16 protein-coding genes are annotated in these 19,035 nt (G+C 37.9%); 3 read left to right on the forward strand and 13 right to left on the reverse strand.

Annotation, left to right across the window (positions count from 1 at the left end):
- Window positions 1-44: 44 nt before the first annotated feature.
- Window positions 45-395, reverse strand: a complete 351-nt coding sequence (locus tag ED622_RS16360) for a putative quinol monooxygenase (RefSeq protein WP_122035834.1) — start codon at window positions 393-395, stop codon at window positions 45-47.
- A gap of 83 nt (window positions 396-478) precedes the next feature.
- Between ED622_RS16360 and ED622_RS16365 the strand changes: the two genes are divergently transcribed.
- A complete protein-coding gene (locus tag ED622_RS16365) occupies window positions 479-754 on the forward strand; it encodes a hypothetical protein (protein WP_122035836.1) in 276 nt (91 codons plus the stop codon).
- On the opposite strand, the gene ED622_RS16370 is transcribed toward ED622_RS16365, so the two are convergent.
- The 10 genes from ED622_RS16370 to nrdR form a co-directional block, all read right to left on the reverse strand.
- Complete coding sequence (locus ED622_RS16370) at window positions 751-2,979, reverse strand: LuxQ periplasmic sensor domain-containing protein (protein ID WP_122035838.1); 2,229 nt, start codon at window positions 2,977-2,979, stop codon at window positions 751-753. The genes ED622_RS16365 and ED622_RS16370 overlap by 4 nt on opposite strands.
- Window positions 2,972-4,099 carry a substrate-binding domain-containing protein gene (locus tag ED622_RS16375; protein WP_122035840.1) on the reverse strand — a complete coding sequence of 376 codons (1,128 nt, stop codon included), beginning with the start codon at window positions 4,097-4,099 and terminating at the stop codon, window positions 2,972-2,974. Before ED622_RS16375 ends, ED622_RS16370 begins: the two co-directional genes overlap by 8 nt.
- A gap of 3 nt (window positions 4,100-4,102) precedes the next feature.
- Window positions 4,103-4,606, reverse strand: coding sequence for a phosphatidylglycerophosphatase A (gene pgpA, locus ED622_RS16380; protein ID WP_122035842.1), 504 nt, complete (start codon window positions 4,604-4,606; stop codon window positions 4,103-4,105).
- On the reverse strand, window positions 4,603-5,601 hold the full coding sequence (gene thiL, locus ED622_RS16385) for a thiamine-phosphate kinase (RefSeq protein WP_122035844.1): 999 nt from the start codon (window positions 5,599-5,601) through the stop codon (window positions 4,603-4,605). Before thiL ends, pgpA begins: the two co-directional genes overlap by 4 nt.
- Before the next feature lie 84 nt (window positions 5,602-5,685).
- A complete protein-coding gene (gene nusB, locus ED622_RS16390; RefSeq protein WP_122035845.1) occupies window positions 5,686-6,153 on the reverse strand; it encodes a transcription antitermination factor NusB in 468 nt (155 codons plus the stop codon).
- The gene (gene ribE / locus ED622_RS16395; protein WP_122035847.1) at window positions 6,153-6,623 is read right to left on the reverse strand and encodes a 6,7-dimethyl-8-ribityllumazine synthase; all 471 of its coding nucleotides are present in this window, start codon (window positions 6,621-6,623) and stop codon (window positions 6,153-6,155) included. The genes nusB and ribE overlap by 1 nt, the downstream gene beginning before the upstream one ends.
- 149 nt (window positions 6,624-6,772) lie before the next feature.
- Entirely contained in the window at window positions 6,773-7,882 is a 1,110-nt protein-coding gene (ribBA, locus tag ED622_RS16400; protein ID WP_122035848.1) for a bifunctional 3,4-dihydroxy-2-butanone-4-phosphate synthase/GTP cyclohydrolase II, read from the reverse strand.
- A gap of 37 nt (window positions 7,883-7,919) precedes the next feature.
- Window positions 7,920-8,576: a riboflavin synthase gene (locus ED622_RS16405; RefSeq protein WP_122035850.1), complete on the reverse strand. Its 657-nt coding sequence runs from the start codon at window positions 8,574-8,576 to the stop codon at window positions 7,920-7,922.
- Between the two features lie 3 nt (window positions 8,577-8,579).
- Complete coding sequence (ribD, locus tag ED622_RS16410; RefSeq protein WP_122035851.1) at window positions 8,580-9,701, reverse strand: bifunctional diaminohydroxyphosphoribosylaminopyrimidine deaminase/5-amino-6-(5-phosphoribosylamino)uracil reductase RibD; 1,122 nt, start codon at window positions 9,699-9,701, stop codon at window positions 8,580-8,582.
- A 1-nt stretch (window position 9,702) separates the two neighbouring features.
- Window positions 9,703-10,152 (reverse strand): transcriptional regulator NrdR, encoded by a 450-nt coding sequence (nrdR, locus tag ED622_RS16415; protein ID WP_060993574.1) that lies wholly within the window; start codon window positions 10,150-10,152, stop codon window positions 9,703-9,705.
- 178 nt (window positions 10,153-10,330) lie between these two features.
- On the opposite strand from nrdR, the gene ED622_RS16420 reads away from it, so the two are divergent.
- Window positions 10,331-12,319, forward strand: a complete 1,989-nt coding sequence (locus ED622_RS16420) for a methyl-accepting chemotaxis protein (protein WP_122035853.1) — start codon at window positions 10,331-10,333, stop codon at window positions 12,317-12,319.
- An 84-nt stretch (window positions 12,320-12,403) separates the two neighbouring features.
- A complete protein-coding gene (locus tag ED622_RS16425; protein WP_122035855.1) occupies window positions 12,404-12,730 on the forward strand; it encodes a hypothetical protein in 327 nt (108 codons plus the stop codon).
- 73 nt (window positions 12,731-12,803) lie between these two features.
- Here ED622_RS16425 and ED622_RS16430 read toward each other — a convergent pair whose 3' ends face one another.
- On the reverse strand, window positions 12,804-17,255 hold the full coding sequence (locus tag ED622_RS16430; RefSeq protein ID WP_122035857.1) for an SslE/AcfD family lipoprotein zinc metalloprotease: 4,452 nt from the start codon (window positions 17,253-17,255) through the stop codon (window positions 12,804-12,806).
- Window positions 17,256-17,511: 256 nt separating this feature from the next.
- Window positions 17,512-18,762: a serine hydroxymethyltransferase gene (gene glyA, locus ED622_RS16435; protein ID WP_045101444.1), complete on the reverse strand. Its 1,251-nt coding sequence runs from the start codon at window positions 18,760-18,762 to the stop codon at window positions 17,512-17,514.
- Between the last annotated feature and the right edge of the window lie 273 nt (window positions 18,763-19,035).

Below are 19,035 nucleotides of genomic sequence, written 5' to 3' on the forward strand. Positions count from 1 at the left end.
ACATAAAAAATGCCACAACTCTGTGGCATTTTTTCTTTTTATATTTAGCCTAATTTTGGAGCATCGAAATTAGTTGGTTCATCGGTATAAATACACACGTTCCACTTATTAACTAAGCCATCTTCTGCAATGCATTGTTGCTCAAAAAACTGCTTAATCTCTTCACGTTGGCAATGCGCCTCAAATGCTGCGTTATCAGCCCAAATCTCATTAAATGCAATAGGGAAGCTTTCACCTTCTGCAAAAGGACTTTGTAGCTGACGAGTCACGGTATATTGCAAACAACCATCTTCACGCATTGTATTTGGTTCTAGATTTTGCAATACCGTAAATAATGCATCCAATTTACCTTCTTTTGGTAGAAACTGTGCAATACAATATACTTTCTTAGACATTTGAGATCCCTTGTAATAATTGACTAACATCCGTTTATCTTTCATTATCAGACACACTATTTCTAACTTAATTGAGCCTTTTAATGAAATCAGACGTAGATAAAATGCTAAATAAACATCAACAACTTACGCATAGTATTGATGTAAAAGTGACGTCCCACACCCAACGTGACGTTGGTGATTGGATACAGCATACCATTATGGTCGAAAACTGTAATGTTCCATTTAAGTTTAATAGAACAAAAGCTTACCAAAGTCTCAAAGGGGCAAAAGTAAATCTAACTTACTATCCTTTCTCTGAAAAAATTGCAGGCTTTGATATAGAAGTAATGAAAGTAGTACGAATTAAACGCAGTTAATCATTACTCTGCGACTTATAAAAAACCAACGCATCAAGAATAGACTTTTCTCTAATCGGCTTGGTTATAATGTAATTCGCTCCTGCTAATAAAAATTCATCTCTTGCTTCCTGTTGAACATCTGCGGTATAGGCATAAATAGGTATTGTGAGTTTAAGTTCTTCACGTATGTATTTAGTCGCTTCAATACCACTCATTCCTGGCATTTGATTGTCCATCAAAATTAAATCAAATGACTTTTGTGATATTCTTTCAATACCTGCTTTTGCAGAGGTTGCCCACTCAACATTCAAATTATATTTTTGGCAGTAAGCTTTAGCGATATAGGCGTTTGATTTATTATCTTCAATAAGTAACACTTTAAGATCAGAGGGTAACTGCGATTGATAATTGTTTGGGCTTAACTCTTGAAGCCTTCCCTCTGTTTCTATCATTGAAACCGGAACGTTCACATAAAACGAAGAACCTACGTTAATACTACTTTGAACATAGATATCCCCGTTAAGCAGATCTAATAATTGTTTAACGATGGCTAAACCTAACCCGCTCCCACCAACTTTTCTTATTTCAGTTGACTCGACTTGAATAAAAGGTTCAAACATACGAGCTTGTTCATCAACATTGATCCCTATCCCTGTATCTTCTACAACAAGACACAAGTTTGTTTTTGACTCGTCACTCTTTAACGTCAATGTCAGTTTTACTTGACCTTTTTCGGTGAACTTAACTGCATTACTCAATAAGTTAAACAATATTTGAGTTAGTCTAACCTGATCTGAGTTAATCAGAGCTTTACTATCAATCCTATTATTAATAACGAATTCAATTCCTTTTTCACTACAAATAGGCGTATAAATAGCATTAATAGTTTCTAATACTTCATTTAAAACAAAAGGCTCACAATTAATATTGAGTTTATCTTGCTCTATTTGAGAGAAGTCGAGAACATCATTCAATACAGCCAGAAGGTGCTCCCCTCCCTGATGTAATATTTTAATTTGTTTCTCTTGCTCAAGAGTTAAATTACTTTGCTTTAATAGACTAGAAATACCCAATATTCCATTTAATGGCGTACGGATTTCATGACTCATTCTTGCTAAAAAATCAGACTTAACTTGAGTCGATTTTTCCGCAGCGGCTTGAGCTTTATAGCTTTCTTCTTTTGCTTTAATCAGTTCTATAAACGTTTGTTCAAGCTTACTTCCTATGTTATCAAACTCCATAATGCCACTGCCTTGATATTTAGTACTGGCATTAGTTTTAGAAACTTCATTGGTATACTTAAGTAACGAGTTTAAGGCGAGTAATATTTTATGCTCAAACAACCCTCTAATTAAAACAGCAAGCGCAATAAGAACAAAGAATGACAATACAACACTATATATAAATCTTTGCTCCAATGCCTCTATGTTGTCCCTATTTTTAAGAGAAACTATAGATAATGTTCCATTGAGCGACTTTATATTTATTTCAGTTATATTTAATATTTTATTTGGAAGTCTTAAAGAAGGATTTAATATTGCTTTTTTTATATTAGCATATTCTTTAGAACCTTTATTTATACTTGATGCAATAGGCTTATTATCATTAACAATAAGAATCCCTTGACTGTTGCTGATTGTTTTTAAATCATGCATGAAGGAAATATTATTATTTAATATGGCAGCATTATATAAATACCCTCTCACTTTTCCTGTTTTTGAAAATACTATCGGGGTCTTTCTTATTAAAAGGTGGGCCTGTGGTGCGGATTTATCTACCATCATATAATACCAAGTATTTATATGAATATTTTCATCAATAATATCTTGAAGATTATCTTCTATCAGGCCAAGAAATAAATTATTCCCATCATCCCAATAAAGAGAATTATCTATTTCAATAAATCTAAAATCAGGTGAATTATAAGGGGATTTAGATTCAATATCTGAAAAGTAACGTTCGAGACTTAATATTTTGTCTTGTTTTTCATCATCTTGAAGACCTAAACTACCCGCATCCGTATCTTGCCTTATTTGTAAAATAGAGAGTCTATGGTTTAGATGATTTATAATTAAGTTCGATGTTTGCTGTAAGTTTCTTTTTACTTCTTCATTAATGGTATTAATGCTTAACTGGTAAGTATGTATTGTAATACCTACCGTCAAGATAGAAAATATAATAAAAATAGCACGGAAAATAAGATCCGCTAATGATGCTTTTTTTAAAATATTTCCTTTACTCATGTTTTAAATCTACACCAGAATAGCGAAAGGCTTTTTCTTTTAATCGTTGAAGTTCTTCAGGTGAAGTTTCTGATGTTACCATTTCAAAGTCACCAGAGAATACGGTAGGTACTCTTCTTCCTTCGAGATCCAACTTTATAGCTTCAGCCATCGCCACTCCAGTGTCATCATTCATTCGCATGACGGTAGCACCTAGCTCGCCATTTTCTATCGCGGCTAATTCTAGAGAACCTCCTCCCCAACCATTAACAATAGGTTTGGTTTTTGAGCTTTTCTCTAGTGCTTTTACTGTACCTAAAGCAATATCGGTCGAAGAGGCATAAATAAAATCAATATCGCTATTGTTATTTATAATGCTCTTCGTTGCGTCAAAAGCACTCTCTTCAGTAGATTCAGTATAGAAAGAGGAAGTTAATGTATATTTCTTATTATCCATTGATTGAACAAATACATCTCCTCTCGCTGTACTTAGATAGCCATACGAATAATACAACATTGCATATTTAGCACCTTGGGGGAATTTTTCCTGATAATATTTAGCCAGTAATTTAGTGCCTAGCACATGGTCAAAACCAACATATAATAAAGGCTGGTTATCACGCCATGCTTTCACTGGTGTTGTAATATTCTGCAAAATGATTTTCGTATCAGGACTTTGAATCACGTGTTCGATAAACTTGCGATGACGAGTGGTATTTAATGTAAAAATTAAATAGTCTGCTTTTTTCTCAATAGCATCATACAATGAACGGCTTTGCTGTTTAAAATCAACATTGAGTCGAGTTGAAACAGGCGTTAGTTCATAGTTTATATTCAATGCCTTCAAACGAGATTCAAAGGCAATTAAATTACGTTTCCAATAATCAGAGGCTTGCTCGCCAGGGTAAACAAATGAAATTTTCACTGGTTTTTCTTGCTTTAATGCTAAAGGAACCGGAGTTTCTTTCACCATGCTCTTTAGAGAGTCAATGACTTTTTTTTCTTCTGGGTATTTATCCAAATATTGATTATAGCCCCAATAACCGACTAGAACAGGATCTGAAAGTACCGCTTTTGAATAACTAAGAAAAGTGACCAACACTAAGAATAAAGAACAAATTTTTGCCCTGACTTTACACATTGTTTATAACCAACCAGAATATTTTCCAACAGCCCAAAGGCTAATTAGAGCCATAAATCCAGCGACAATATCATCAAGCATAATGCCAAAGCCGCCATGAACTTTGTTATCTAGCCATCCAATTGGCCAAGGTTTTACCATGTCGAAAAATCGAAACAAGATAAACCCTGTAAGTAACCATTTCCAATCAGTTACTGATAAGTTTAAATAAGGAACAATACTCATTGTTATCCATAACCCAACGAATTCATCCCAAACAATAGAGCCATGGTCATGAACTTTCATATCAGATGAGGTTACATCACAGATTTTAATTCCCACAATTGCTGAGATAATCACAGCAACAACAAAAAGATAAAAAGGCAATTGAGCAAGCAATAAGTAAAATGGTATTGCCGCTAATGTCCCCATTGTTCCTGGAATTATGGGCGCTAAACCACTACCAAAACCAGTTGCCAGCAAGTGCCACGGGTTTTTTAAGCTAATTAATGCTAGTGGGTTTGTCATACATTACTCCTAAAATGGTCATAGCCATGTAGCGTCCAGTCTAGTTTACTTATTTGCCTATGCAATTGTACACTATCCTGTATATTGGTAAATGGCTCATCAACTATTTCACCAATTATACTAACGTTTTGATTTAAAAGGGTAGTTATTTGTTTAATTGCTTCTCTATTCTCTTTAGGAGCAGTAAAACAAAGCTCATACTCTTCCCCACTAGTTAATGCTGTTTTCTGGCATTGCTCTCTACTTCCAGCGAAATACTGCATTAACTCATCAGAAATAGGTAACTGATCCACATCAATATATGCTCTCACATTCGATTGTTTCAGTATATGAGCAAGATCTGAGATTAGCCCATCAGATATATCAAGCGCTGAATGACATAAGTGACGTAAACGTTGAGCTAATTCAACTCTTGGGGTCGAGTAATAATGTCTGCGTTCTAATTCTAGTTCAAGCTCGGTTTTTATCTGCTTAGATGTATTTAATAGCACCTCAAGACCAGCAGCGCTATCACCAAGAAGCCCAGTAACATAGATATCATCCCCTGCTTTTGCCCCTTTACGAGTTAACGCTTCTCCTCTTGGAAGGATGCCTTGCACCGTTATTGTAATGCTCAACGGGCCTTTTGTTGTATCACCACCAATCAGTTGGACATGATGTTGCTTGGCCAAACCAAAGAAGCCTTCGCAAAAACCATTAAGCCATTCTTCATCAGGCTCTGGAAGCGTTAGTGCGAGAGAAACCCATGTCGGCTTCGCCCCCATAGCGGCGATATCACTAAGATTTGATGCTAACGCTTTATAACCGACACTTATCGGGCTCGCTGTCGCTAAGAAGTGGGTTCCTGCTGCTAACGTATCTGTTGTAATAGCAACTTGATGATTTTCAGGAACGGTCACTAATGCACAGTCATCACCAATACCAAGATCTACATCTTCTCTGGTGAGGTTCCCATGCACAAAAAACTTATCAATTAAATTAAATTCACTACTCATAGTATATAAAATGCTGTTTTTTAGTTATAAAAAAGGCCAGCGATTAGGCTGACCTTTACTATTAATTAGTATGCTAAATCCAACTTACTTTTTACGTAATGTTGGAGCCGCTTTATCTAATACACCATTTACAAATTTGTGGCTATCTTCTGCTGCGAATACTTTTGCAAGTTCAATCGCTTCATTGATAACAACTTTGTAAGGTACATCGTCACGATTCATCATTTCATAGATAGACATACGTAATAACGCAAGTTCCATCTGATCAAGATCTTGAAGTGGACGAGATAAGTATGGACGCATTTTACCGTCTAACTTAATGTGGTTAAGAGCAACACCAGAGAAAAGATCGCGAAAATACGCTACATCTGTATCTGGAGCTTGTAGCTTAGGCTCTTTTGCATGATGCTCTTCTTCATCATACTTATCTGCAGTTAAAAACTGCTCTTCAATATCAGCAACATTTTCTTTGCTTAATTGCCATGAATAAATTGCTTGAAGCGCAAATTGACGTGCATTACGACGTGCGGCTGGTTTCACACTAACCCCCATTAGGATTCGATTTGAGACAGAACATTAATCATTTCGAGTGCGCTTAGTGCAGCCTCTGCCCCTTTATTACCAGCCTTGGTACCGGCGCGCTCGATTGCTTGATCGATAGTATCTACAGTCAGAACACCAAATGCCACTGGAATGCTATATTCCAGAGATACTTGTGCTAGACCCTTATTACATTCACTACATACATAGTCAAAATGTGGTGTACCACCACGAATAACAGAACCCAATGAAACAATTGCATCATATTTTGCTGTTTTAGCTACTCGTTGAGCAACTAACGGTAATTCTACGGCGCCAGGGCAGCGAACAACTGTGATGTTTTCTTCAGATACTTGACCAAAACGCGTTAATGTATCGATAGCGCCTGAAAGTAGACTTTCATTAATAAAGCTATTAAAGCGAGAAATGACAATTGCAATTTTCGCATTAGGAGCAGCAACGCCGCCTTCAATTACGTTCATAAGCCTTCCTGTATCTATATTATTCCAATTAAACTGGGTAACTATTTTCAACTACGTATTCATAGTGAGAATCGCCGGATTCTATCACAGCTTTGTGACAAATATCTAATTATTTGGGCTCTATTTACACAATAGAGCCCATCAATACGCTATTTTGAAACGTATTCAACCACATTAAGGCCAAAGCCTGATAATGAATGGTAACGCTTTGAAGACGATGATAACAGGCGCATATCAGAAATCCCCATATCAGCTAAGATTTGAGATCCGACACCAACGCGGCGTGACGTACCTTGCTTCTTAGCCATCGTCGGCGCTTCACCGCTATCTTGACGCTCTAGTACTTTAATTTTATGCACAATGCTATCAGTTGATTCTTCATTGCCTAAAATCACAAGTACGCCACCCTCATCTGCAATACGTTGCATTGCCGTTGGTAGTGTCCAGCTGCGTTCAGCACAGCGATCAGAATGAAGAATATCAGTAAACGTATCCTGAAGATGCACACGAACTAATGGTGCAGTACCTGACGTATTTTCTTTCTTCATTGCATAATGAAGTTGATTATCAATCGTGTCACGGTAAGTAACTAAATCAAAATCACCAAATTCTGTTGGTAATTTACACTCAGCAACACGCTCAATCGTTGTTTCATTGTCGTTACGGTATTCAATTAAGTCTGCAATTGTGCCTAACTTAATATCATGCTTTTCAGCAAATACTTCTAAATCAGGGCGACGAGCCATTGTGCCGTCATCATTTAAGATCTCAACAATAACACCGGCTGGTTCAAAACCTGCTAAACGCGCTAAATCACAACCTGCTTCAGTATGTCCTGCACGAGTTAGTACACCACCTTCTTGTGCTGCAAGAGGGAAGATATGACCAGGTTGAACTAAATCTGCTGCCACTGCATTTTTTGCCACTGCCGCTTCAACCGTACGAGAACGATCAGCTGCTGAAATGCCTGTAGTTACGCCTTCAGCGGCTTCAATAGAAACCGTAAAGTTAGTCGTAAACTGTGCGTTATTATCTTGCACCATTGGTGGAAGACCTAGATTTTCACAACGATCTTTCGTCAGAGTTAAACAAATCAAACCACGACCGTGTGTTGCCATGAAATTGATTGCTTCTGGTGTTATTTTTTCTGCTGCAATGATCAAATCGCCTTCATTTTCACGATCTTCATCATCCATTAGGATAACCATCTTACCTAAACGAATATCTTCAATAATGTCTTTTGCTGAGCTAATTGCCATGTGAAATACCTTTAATATATTAAGTTAGGTTAAGTGGTTATTTTAAGAAACCTGATTTTGCCAAAAGATCCATCGTAACAGAAGACTCAGGTTGCTCTTCTTTCTGTCCGATCACAAGTCTTTCTAAATATCGAGCAATGACATCCACTTCTAGGTTCACTTTTTGACCTACAGAGAAATTGTCCATTGTTGTTTCAGCTGCCGTATGAGGGACAATCGTCAGCTTAAATGCATTTTTACGTAAATCATTAACCGTTAGACTTATGCCATCAACCGTTATAGATCCTTTTTCTACCACGTACTTGGCTAAACTTTGTGGTAATTGGATCCAGAACTCAACCGCTCGACCTGTTTGATGGCGTTCAATGATTTCACCAACCGCATCAACATGACCAGAGACAATATGACCACCAAAGCGAGTGGTTGGTAACATGGCTTTTTCAAGATTCACTTTATCGCCCGCTTTGTAATCAACAAAACCGGTACGTTTTAAAGTCTCTAACGATAAATCCGCAGTATAGGTATGCCCAGTCATTGCAACAACCGTTAAGCACACACCGTTGGTGGCAATGCTATCTCCAAGCTTTACATCGCCCATGTCTAATTTACCAACATTGACGGTAACACTAATGTCTTCACCTTTTGGAGTGATAGCCTGAAGTGTTCCTATTGATTCAATAATTCCTGTAAACATCTGTTACCTTACTATTTTTGCTGTAATACGAATGTCTTTTCCGACCATTCGAACATCCGTAATGTCTAGGTCTATTGCTTCAGACATGGCTTTTAATCCAACTAAATTCAATAAGCTGCGTCCATCAGCACCCATAAGCTTAGGCGCAAGATAAATGATCAACTCATCAACTAAATTTGCTTTTATCATGCTTGCCGCTAATGTCGCACCTGCTTCGACCCAGATATGATTAACGTTATATTCTTGTGCTATTTTATCTATGACTTCAGATAATATCAGCTGTTCGTCATCACCTACATTGCAATGAAGATGATTTTCTTGAGCAGCTACGGAGTGAGAAAACTGAGAAGAAACGGTCGCAACCTCTCCCTCTGTCATAAATAACTTAAGTTCAGGAGTTAGCTGGTGTTGGCGATCTAAGATAATACGTAAAGGCTGTCTTAATGCTTCTTTTGGGTAAGATTTTTGTATCGATGCAGGAAGATCTTCCCAGCGCACATTCAACGAGGCATTATCTTCAATCACCGTTTTCGATGTAGATAAAATAGCCCCTGATTGAGCGCGATAACGCTGAACATCTTGTCTCGCTTCTTTTGAGGTTATCCATTGACTCACCCCATTTTCCAAAGCCGTTTTTCCATCAAGGCTGGCAGCCATTTTTAATTGAACAAATGGTTTCTTTGTTTCCATTCGTTGTAAAAATGAAGGGTTTAGGGCTCTAGAATCTGCTTCTAATAAACCTGAGGCGGTCTCAATACCAGCAGCATTTAACATAGCTAAACCTCGTCCTGCGACTTGAGGATTTGGATCAACCATGGCACAAATAACTTTACTTACTCCAGCGTTAATTAACCCTTCAGCACAAGGCGGAGTTCTTCCGTAATGAGAACAAGGTTCTAACGTAACATACGCAGTAGAACCTTTGGCATTTTCACCTGCTTGACGTAATGCATGAACTTCCGCATGCGGTTCGCCCGCTTTTAAATGCGCTCCCTCTCCAATAATCTGTCCATCTTTAACCAGCACACAACCAACGTTTGGGTTTGGGGCGGTGGTATAAATACCTTGCTTTGCCAGTAAAATGGCCTTTTGCATCATTTGGTGATCTTGGGAGGTAAATTTCATGTTATTTCTCTAATTTTGCGATTTCTTCACCGAACTCTTTGATATCTTCAAAACTACGATAAACCGAAGCAAAACGAATATATGCCACTTTATCGAGTTCTTTCAATTGGTCCATAACCAGATTACCAATCATATCTGATGGTACTTCTCGTTCACCTGTTGCTCGTAATTGAGATTTAATGGTATTTAATGCTAACTCAACTAAATCTGCACTAACAGGGCGCTTCTCTAATGAACGATATAACCCACCTGACAGTTTATCTTCATTAAACGGTTCACGATTGCCATTTGATTTTATCACTTTTGGCATCACTAACTCGGCGGATTCAAAGGTAGTAAAACGTTCATTGCACGCTAAACATTGACGACGACGACGTACTTGATGGCCATCAGAAACCAATCGCGAGTCAATGACTTTCGTATCTGTTGCGCTACAAAATGGACAATGCATAGTTGCCTCCTATATTTTTTTATTTAGTGTACAAGAAAAGCAGAACTGTGCCTATGCTCAAGTGATTAAGCAACGATATATGTTAGTGTTATGTCAATAAAAAAACACTAAGTAACTAAAGTATCAATATATATTGCCGATGTTATTAAACACACCTATTTTTATTCTAAGGCTATCTATGACGTTATCTATTTTAAAAAGCATCAAATACCGATTATTAGTCATATCGTTATTACCTACATTAATCATTTCTGCATTTTTAATTCAATTATTTAATCAGGAAAACAGTAATGTCCATAATGCGAACTTTTCACTAGAAGCGGTAACCCTTTTTAATTCTCTTGATGATGTTGCTCATAGCTTTGCCGTTGAACGAGGTTTAACTGCAGGGTTTATTGCCTCTAAAGGTACTTCAGGTAAAGATAAGTTAATTGCCCAGCGTAAAAAATCAGATGATGCCGAACAAGCACTCCGTAGTTTTAACGCTGAGTTTTTAGATAAAGAGATGGTGAACCTTGTACTGTCAGACATTATTAAGCAGTTAAACAATAAAAATAACATTCGCTCTCAAGTTGATAGTCTATCAATTACAGACTCTCCTTTCGTTTATTACTCTACATTGAATCAATTATCTCTCGACTCTATCTCTGTAATTATAGGAAGTATCGATTCTCAAGATTTACGTAATGAAATGTTAGGGTTATCTGCACTTTTACAAGTAAAAGAAGAAGCAGGTAAAACACGAGGAGCGTTAAATGGTGCATTCGCAGGTAAGAAATCTAGCTTAGATAAGTATGCAGACATCAATAATTACCTTTCAACAGAATCACTTGCTATTCGTAAAGCCAACTCTGTGCTCTCTTCTCATTTTATTGAATTACTAGCCTCAGCAACTCGTTCAAATACATGGAAACAGGTTTCTGATATTCAGCAGAGATACCTATCTCAAAAACAAAATTTAGTCTCGTTAGATGGTCCAAATGCGAATGAGTGGTTTGCTCTTGCCACACAACGAATTGGGCTTATTAAGGGGATCACAGATAGCATATCTCAAGATCTGAATACCGCAGCAAATGAGAACATGAGCCAAGCAAAACTTAATCGTACTATTTATATTGCGATTGCCCTGCTGTTGATTCTTCCAATTACCCTTATCAGTTTCACCACCGCACGTTCAATCAGCCAGAGAATGGTCTCTTTTAGTCGTCGAATCAATGAGATTTCAGCAACTAAGAATTTAACGCTAACGCTTGAAGATAACAATGAAAACGAATTTGATCATATTGCCAAAGATATTAATTCATTAATTGAAAGTATTTCATTACCACTTCGAACGGCTCATACTGTAGCCTCTCAAACTCAAAATGAGCTTAATTTATTGAGCCAACACCTCCAAAAAGCAACTAAATCAAGCCAAGCGACTTTAACTCACTGCGATAGCATTGCTACCGCCATGACTGAAATGGCTCAAACAAGCTCTGAAATTGCAGGCGTAACAAACAGCGCTAATGAGACAACAACCGAAGCAACAAACAATGCGACAGAATGTAAAAGTCACACGATTAATACCGCTGATATAGTGAATGATTTACATCGCAGTATTATTAATACCCACGAGCACGTTGAACACTTAGGGCAACAGACTCTTAATGTTTCTGACATTTTAGATACGATTACTGCGGTATCTGAGCAAACTAATTTACTTGCTCTAAACGCGGCTATTGAAGCGGCTCGAGCAGGAGAACAAGGTCGAGGGTTTGCAGTCGTTGCCGATGAAGTAAGAAAGTTAGCTCAACGAAGCCAGGAAGCTACCAGTGATATCCGTCAATTATTGGATACAATTGGTCATAGTGCTAAACACTCATTTGCTTCAATGGAAGAGAGCAAAACACTAAGTGCAAAAACTCAAGATAGTGTAAATTCTTCAACAGCCTTTATTGATTCATTGCACTCTGCTGTTTCTGAAATCGACAATTTTAATACCAGTATCTCAGCGGCTACATTAGAACAATCTGAAACAGCAAATGCGGTAAATGCGGATATTGATGATTTAGCATCGCTAGCAAATGGAACCAACGAGCTTATTCATCATCTTGAAACGGAAATGCAGCATATAGAACAAACAATGGCTGAGCTAACCTCTCAAATTAACACCATTAAGGTTTAGCTCTGATTTATTTGATTGAAACTCGCATTCAGTAGATATACACGATATATTTATAAGATAATGTAGCTTAAGGGAATTATCATAATGAAAAAAATCAGTTTAACGTGTGTGTTTGCACTAGTTTTAGCTGGCTGTAGCAGCGCACCAAAACAACAAGACAATTATCAAGATGCTTCTTTTGAGCTATGTAATACTGAAGTGAAAGTATATTCAGTTAGTGATGATGGCCGTGTTCGCATCATTTGTAGCGACGGTTCTAAATTCCAATTAAACAATGAGAAAACGCTAGATATCATGCGTGATATTAACGTTGATTACTGTACAGGTGAAGGTCTAGGTAAGTTCAATGAAACAAGCCGTTACTACACTTTCCAATGTAAATCTGGCGCGTTGATTAATATTAATAAGTAAGTTTTTATTTACTTACTTATTGTAAAAAGCCCCCGAACTTTATGGTTCGGGGGCTTTTTTTTATGACTACATATTAATTAGGTAGTGCATTGATCGTTAATGGACCCTTCGTTGGTTTTCTCAGATTTAATTCAGAGAGCTTACTTAAACCAGCAGAACTAATACCACCAGAATACACTTTAGTACCATCGGCATTAGTCACTGAAGTTTCACCTACATTCCATGTTTGGAAAAACTCACCTAAATCATAACCAGATACATAAGAACTACACACCATCATTAAATCGCTAGCACTCAATTTTGTATCACTAGCACTACAATAGTTGATACCTTGATCACCTTGTTGATCGCCTCGAGCTTTTCTGTGCATCAGTTTAAGCATATTCCAACCTTGATCTTGGTTGTAGATAGCTGGTTTCGTTTCGCCATCAGCATACCAACGATCAATGTCGAAATTACTTTCAGCCCAAATTTTCAGTTGGCCAAACATCACTAAACGAAGTCCAGCATCACCATGACTCCATGCGTGACCATTATTAGAGCTTAACCAAGTTGGCGTTTTTTGAATACTCGTTCTAATACGATCCATTTCTGGGTTAGCATTACGGCCTTCCAATTCTTGCATATACAGAGCTAGGAGGTTATTTGTTACTTCAGTACTACCCGGCGCCGAGAATGGTGCAGAAGCAAGGTTATGACCAACTTCGTGCCATACCAACCAATCATCAATTGCATTTGTTGGTATTTTATTTGAGTCAACATTAAATGAACTACTCATCACAGGGTAACCTGAATGCGCCGCACCAATCGAAATCTGTACATCATTCACAAAACGATGACGGAACTCTTTTAGCTCTGGATAAGTAAAGCGACGATGTTTACCATCTAGACTCACTTCATCACGACCGTAAAAATCACTTGCGGCATCAGCAAAGCGGTTCATATTTTTACTAAATTCATTAAGATCAGCTGTCTTAACGTTATTAAGAGCTGTGGTGTAAATAAATGAACCCGTATCAATTTCTGCGATTGGCGCAGTTGAAGAATCAGGTGTATTTACCCACTCACCAAGGTTATTAGCTGGATCTTTCTTCCACCATGCCGCTTTTTCAACACCGTCCAAATTAAATTCAGCGACTGTTGAAGCACCACTTAATGTTTCTGTCGGTTTAATATAAATTAAACCACCATAAGGAACTTTAAATGTTGTTGTATTACCATCGTGAGCAAAGCTCATCTGCATTCTAGGAGGACGGTTTAAACTTGTCTCGTGTTGTGGCTTACCTGTTAAATCATCCGCCATCATAACGGTAATCATTGCAGTTACACCATCACTAACCGTCACCTCACTTAATTGAGGAGCCCATAAGCCCGTTGATTGGTTATTTCCTGCTGAATAACTTACCGCTTTGCCAGCTGTTTCAATATTAACGACTTCAGATGTTGTAGCGCCAACGGTTCGACCAGGGTATTTAGTCGTATCAACCGTTATTTCATGATCCCAGAAAGAACGACCTAACATAATGCGAGTTAACGGTTTTTCCATGTAATTTAGTGGGTAACTAGGGTTCATTTGTCCCGCTAATTCACCTTCACCATGAATCATACCATTCGCGATTAATGTTGCTTTTAGATCGACCGGACAAGCAGCTTCTTGAGCATCAGTTTGATGTTGGTTATCTGTATAACAATTTAAGAAGTTAACCGCAGTTTTAAATCCTAATTCATCTTGAACATTAGGATCATAAGCGTATGGGTTATCGTTCCACATCCAAATTGAAAGATTATCGTACGTCTGATTTAGCTCAACGGTAGATAAACGTGCACCCTGCTTACCTTTAGTACGGTAATACATTTCATGCTCCATTAAAGCATTAAAATTGTCACCAAGGTTTGCAGCTTTAACCATGCTTTCTACAACATCTTGGTTCATTTGATAGCGATCAAAATCCGCACGCCCATATGCACCACGAACTTGTACACCATCACCTTGACGAGTTTCTATACAGTTAAATTCATACTCATAAGAATGAGTACATAAAGGTGTTCCTTCAAATGCTTCTTGTAATTCAGATATAGCAGCTGCTCTTTCTTCACCATTCTTAACAAAAATGCGAGCGAACTTAGTCTCCATTACAAAGTTGCCATCTTTGTCTAATAAAGGGATACCTTTATCATCACGTTTGATCATTTCATAAGTTGGAATTTCAAACTTAATCTTAGTTTCATCTTTAGTCCATTCAACCGAACCATCTTGATTTACTGTATACGGTTGTTGTCCATCGACATCTTGGAAGCGTTCAAGAACCACCATTTCATATTGACTCTTCACATGAAGATTGGGAGATGGCGCTTGACAGTAATATGACGAACCACAAAATGCTTGTGATGTTGGTGTAACGTTACTCCCACCTAATGAAACACCAGCTGAATCAGCTAAACGTCCAATTGGTTCAGGGTTAGTCACCTTATCAATTGCATCCATAAATACAACACTGCCGCCTTCATTAATGTAAGTAATTAAAGCAGTAATATCATCTTGGCTTAGATTTGGGTTGTCTAAATCAGCAATAAAACGATGGCTCATGCCGTCACCTTGAGGCTTAGGAGGGTAAGCCTGAAGAATTAATAACGGCGTTTCGCTAGCTGATAAACGTCCAGAGAAACCATCCTTAGTTAATTTTTCAACAGATGAAAAACCAAAAGATGGGTTTACAAAGAACTCATATGCATTTCCGTGAGAAGTACCTGAACGTAAGGCTGTAGCAACGTCGATATTCGTTGCAACGTTAATGCCTTTGATTGACTTATCGTTATTTAACCACGTAAAGAGGTTATTAAAGAAAGTCTTCATACTGCCATTATCATTGCGAGGATCGTTAGCTAAATCAAACGATGATGTACATGATTGTAATGCAGGATCAATTCTTAGTGCATCATTAGCCCAATAGTTATCTGGACATGAAATAATGCTTGGGTACATGCTATTCCCCATAAATACCACTTTACCAGAACCAATTTCGCCAGCGGTAACAAAAGGAAAACCAAAAGTAGCGTTATCTTTTGAAACTAGAGGGATCGGTGGCATCTCAATAGTTGGATGAACGGCAATATAAGGACGGCCTTCACGAGTCCATGCTTGCTGCTCTCCAAAAGGAATATCCTTATTGATATCCGCACGAGGCATCATAATAGGAAATGCTCGGTTAGATAAATTTAACGCTCGCATTCCTCTTGTATAGCCTGTTGCACCATAAAAGCTGCCGTTATCATTGAAGACATGGAAACTAGTTACCCCACTAAATATTTTAGTTAGAGAATCGGTTACATAAGTACCATTATCTAGTGAGAATACATGAGATATATCTGAAGAATAAAATGAGACTGGTTGCTGTTGTAACTCGGCATCAATAGCAGCAGTTAACCCATTTTGGAATTGTGAATCAAATTCATTCGGTAATAAAAACTCTGTTCCTTCAATTTTACCACCATTAGGTAAACTTAAATTAATCAGTTCGTTGATTACATTTGGGTAAAGAGAAAACGTCTCTTGAACTTTATCAGAGATAAGTAATCCATTATTGTTATTTTCTGCATATCGTGTAATTAACGATTGAATATTCGTTTTTACTACCGCATTGTCACTAACGTCTGTGATCTTATAACTAACTTGATTACCAGCTACACTGCCAAATTCAAAGGTATCAATACCAAAGGTAAGCTTGTCGCCCCACAAGTATTCAAAATTACCATTTTCACTTGTAATACCTACCGCATTAGCTGAAAAGAAGTTAATTCCCACTAATGGCGTGCCTGTATTATCCGTTAACTGGCTCTTAGTTAATACTTTCGCTTCAGCACTTGGTTTATAGGCATAGCTATCTTCTGCACTAGCTGAAACAAAGCCACTATTTAAGTCATTACTTGTACCTGGCGTTACTTCAGGAACAATTTCAGCATCAACGTGTGAACTAGGTGCTTTACCAACTTCATCAGTCGCTTCTTCTTCTTTTGACTTCAAAAATGCATCAACAGAGTCCTTATTGTCCAAATCTGAATAGATCTCTTGAATATCAATAGAATCAAAGTCATCCAAACAGATACTATCTTGCTGCTCACATGTAGAAATAGACTGCAAAACTCTCGTTACATTCACCCCTTTTATATTTTGAAGGTCAAAAGAGGCTTCAGATGTAGTATTTGTTACACCTGAAATCCCAGCTTCCGGAGTAGGCGCTTTAAATTCACCTAGAGTCAGCCCACCTAAAGAACAATCAAATACCGAACCTTCTTTTACTGTAAAAGTTCCAGAGTCTGTATTTAAAGGCTTTCCATTACAATAGACATCACCGGTAATGGTTTTTCCTGATGCCATTAATGTACTGATATAAGTCGTAGGAATCTCAGGAGGCGTAGGAGGCGTTGTAGCCCCACTATCAGAGCCACTTCCTGTATTTATTTCTTCTTGATTACAGCCAGCAAGCAACATTGATATCAACGATGCTAACAATAATTTTTTACTCATGATTCAACCTTTTAGAAGTGCTGAAACTAAACGTTCAGTTCACTGAGATCGAAACATACCACATTTATTTTTACTTATTCTCACAAATAATACAGAAATAGAATAAAAATCATGAATCAGAAATTCTTTCTCATGCTTATCATGAATTATCTGTACTTTAGTTCACAATTATTAACCTAAAAAATCATATAAATAACCAATAAAAAAGGCTAGCCCATCACAGGCTAGCCTTTTAAATTTAGTGTCGCGAAAAGTATTAAGCGTATACAGGTAGACGCTTACAGATTTCTAATACTTTTGCTTTTGTTGCTTCGATAACAGACTCATCACCCATGTTGTCTAGAATGTCACACATCCAGCCAGCAAGTTCTTTCGCATCAGCTTCAGAGAAACCACGACGAGTAATAGAAGGAGAACCAACACGGATACCAGAAGTAACAAACGGGCTACGTGGATCGTTTGGTACAGAGTTCTTGTTAACGGTAATGTTAGCTGAACCTAGTGCCGCATCTGCTTCTTTACCAGTGATGTCTTTGTCAATTAAGTCAACTAGGAACAAGTGGTTTTCAGTAGAGCCTGAAACGATGTTGTAACCGCGAGCAAGAAACTCTGCAACCATCGCTTTTGCGTTAGCAACAACACGTGTTTGGTATTCTTTAAACTCTGGCTCTAGTGCTTCTTTAAATGCAACCGCTTTACCAGCGATAACGTGCATTAGAGGACCACCTTGGCCACCAGGGAATACTGCTGAGTTCAGCTTCTTGTAAAGATCTTCACCTTCATTAGAAAGGATAAGACCACCACGAGGACCAGCAAGTGTTTTATGAGTCGTTGTTGTAACTACGTGAGCGTGTGGTACTGGGTTAGGGTAAACACCAGCAGCAATAAGACCCGCTACGTGAGCCATATCTACGAAGAAGTAAGCGCCAACTTTGTCTGCGATTTCACGCATACGCGCCCAATCACATACTTGAGAATAAGCAGAGAAACCACCAATGATCATTTTAGGCTTATGCTCTACTGCTAGTGCTTCCATTTCTTCATAGTTAATCTGACCAGCTTCATCAATACCGTAAGGAATAATGTTGTAAAGCTTACCAGAGAAGTTTACTGGAGAACCGTGAGTTAAGTGGCCACCGTGAGCAAGGCTCATACCTAGTACTGTATCACCAGCATTTAGTAGTGCCATGTAAACAGCGTTGTTCGCTTGAGAACCAGAGTGTGGTTGTACGTTTGCGTACTCTGCACCAAATAATTCACATGCACGGTTGATAGCTAATGTTTCAACTTTATCAACAAACTCACAACCACCGTAGTAACGCTTGCCAGGATAACCTTCTGCGTACTTATTTGTTAATTGTGAACCTTGAGCTTCCATCACTCGTGGGCTAGTGTAGTTTTCAGAAGCAATCAGCTCGATATGCTCTTCTTGACGTACTGTTTCTTCCTGGATTGCTGCAAACAAGTCTGCATCGTAATCTGCAATGTTCATATCACGCTTAAGCATCTGTATCTCCTGACTCAGATAAATATAAAACCCAAAAATAGCCCAGCGACGCAAACGATTACGTCACTAGTCTTAACTGCGATGTATTCTACATAATTTGATCTGGATCAGATACCCTAAATTGTATGTTTCTTTGTTATTTTTGTTGCGGATTACTCATTATCAACATGAACGAGACTCATAATATCCACTCATGTTGGTGTAACCTGTCAATTCTTAGCTTTACACTATGTAAAGGGTTTACTACAAAAGCAGGCTTATATTTACGCTTAA

The sequence above is a fragment of the Aliivibrio sp. EL58 genome, from assembly GCF_900312675.1.
Lineage (GTDB): Bacteria > Pseudomonadota > Gammaproteobacteria > Enterobacterales > Vibrionaceae > Aliivibrio.

Excerpts from the sequence above, each read along its gene's own strand:
- ED622_RS16370 (WP_122035838.1), bottom strand. The coding sequence starts at position 2,979 with ATGAGTAAAGGAAATATTTTAAAAAAAGCATCATTAGCGGATCTTATT.
- ribBA (WP_122035848.1), bottom strand. The coding sequence starts at position 7,882 with ATGGCAATTAGCTCAGCAAAAGACATTATTGAAGATATTCGTTTAGGT.
- ED622_RS16365 (WP_122035836.1), top strand. The coding sequence starts at position 479 with ATGAAATCAGACGTAGATAAAATGCTAAATAAACATCAACAACTTACG.
- nusB (WP_122035845.1), bottom strand. The coding sequence starts at position 6,153 with ATGGGGGTTAGTGTGAAACCAGCCGCACGTCGTAATGCACGTCAATTT.
- pgpA (WP_122035842.1), bottom strand. The coding sequence starts at position 4,606 with ATGACAAACCCACTAGCATTAATTAGCTTAAAAAACCCGTGGCACTTG.
- ED622_RS16430 (WP_122035857.1), bottom strand. The coding sequence starts at position 17,255 with ATGAGTAAAAAATTATTGTTAGCATCGTTGATATCAATGTTGCTTGCT.
- glyA (WP_045101444.1), bottom strand. The coding sequence starts at position 18,762 with ATGCTTAAGCGTGATATGAACATTGCAGATTACGATGCAGACTTGTTT.
- ED622_RS16425 (WP_122035855.1), top strand. The coding sequence starts at position 12,404 with ATGAAAAAAATCAGTTTAACGTGTGTGTTTGCACTAGTTTTAGCTGGC.
- ED622_RS16405 (WP_122035850.1), bottom strand. The coding sequence starts at position 8,576 with ATGTTTACAGGAATTATTGAATCAATAGGAACACTTCAGGCTATCACT.
- ribD (WP_122035851.1), bottom strand. The coding sequence starts at position 9,701 with ATGAAATTTACCTCCCAAGATCACCAAATGATGCAAAAGGCCATTTTA.
- ED622_RS16420 (WP_122035853.1), top strand. The coding sequence starts at position 10,331 with ATGACGTTATCTATTTTAAAAAGCATCAAATACCGATTATTAGTCATA.
- nrdR (WP_060993574.1), bottom strand. The coding sequence starts at position 10,152 with ATGCATTGTCCATTTTGTAGCGCAACAGATACGAAAGTCATTGACTCG.
- ribE (WP_122035847.1), bottom strand. The coding sequence starts at position 6,623 with ATGAACGTAATTGAAGGCGGCGTTGCTGCTCCTAATGCGAAAATTGCA.
- ED622_RS16360 (WP_122035834.1), bottom strand. The coding sequence starts at position 395 with ATGTCTAAGAAAGTATATTGTATTGCACAGTTTCTACCAAAAGAAGGT.
- thiL (WP_122035844.1), bottom strand. The coding sequence starts at position 5,601 with ATGAGTAGTGAATTTAATTTAATTGATAAGTTTTTTGTGCATGGGAAC.
- ED622_RS16375 (WP_122035840.1), bottom strand. The coding sequence starts at position 4,099 with ATGTGTAAAGTCAGGGCAAAAATTTGTTCTTTATTCTTAGTGTTGGTC.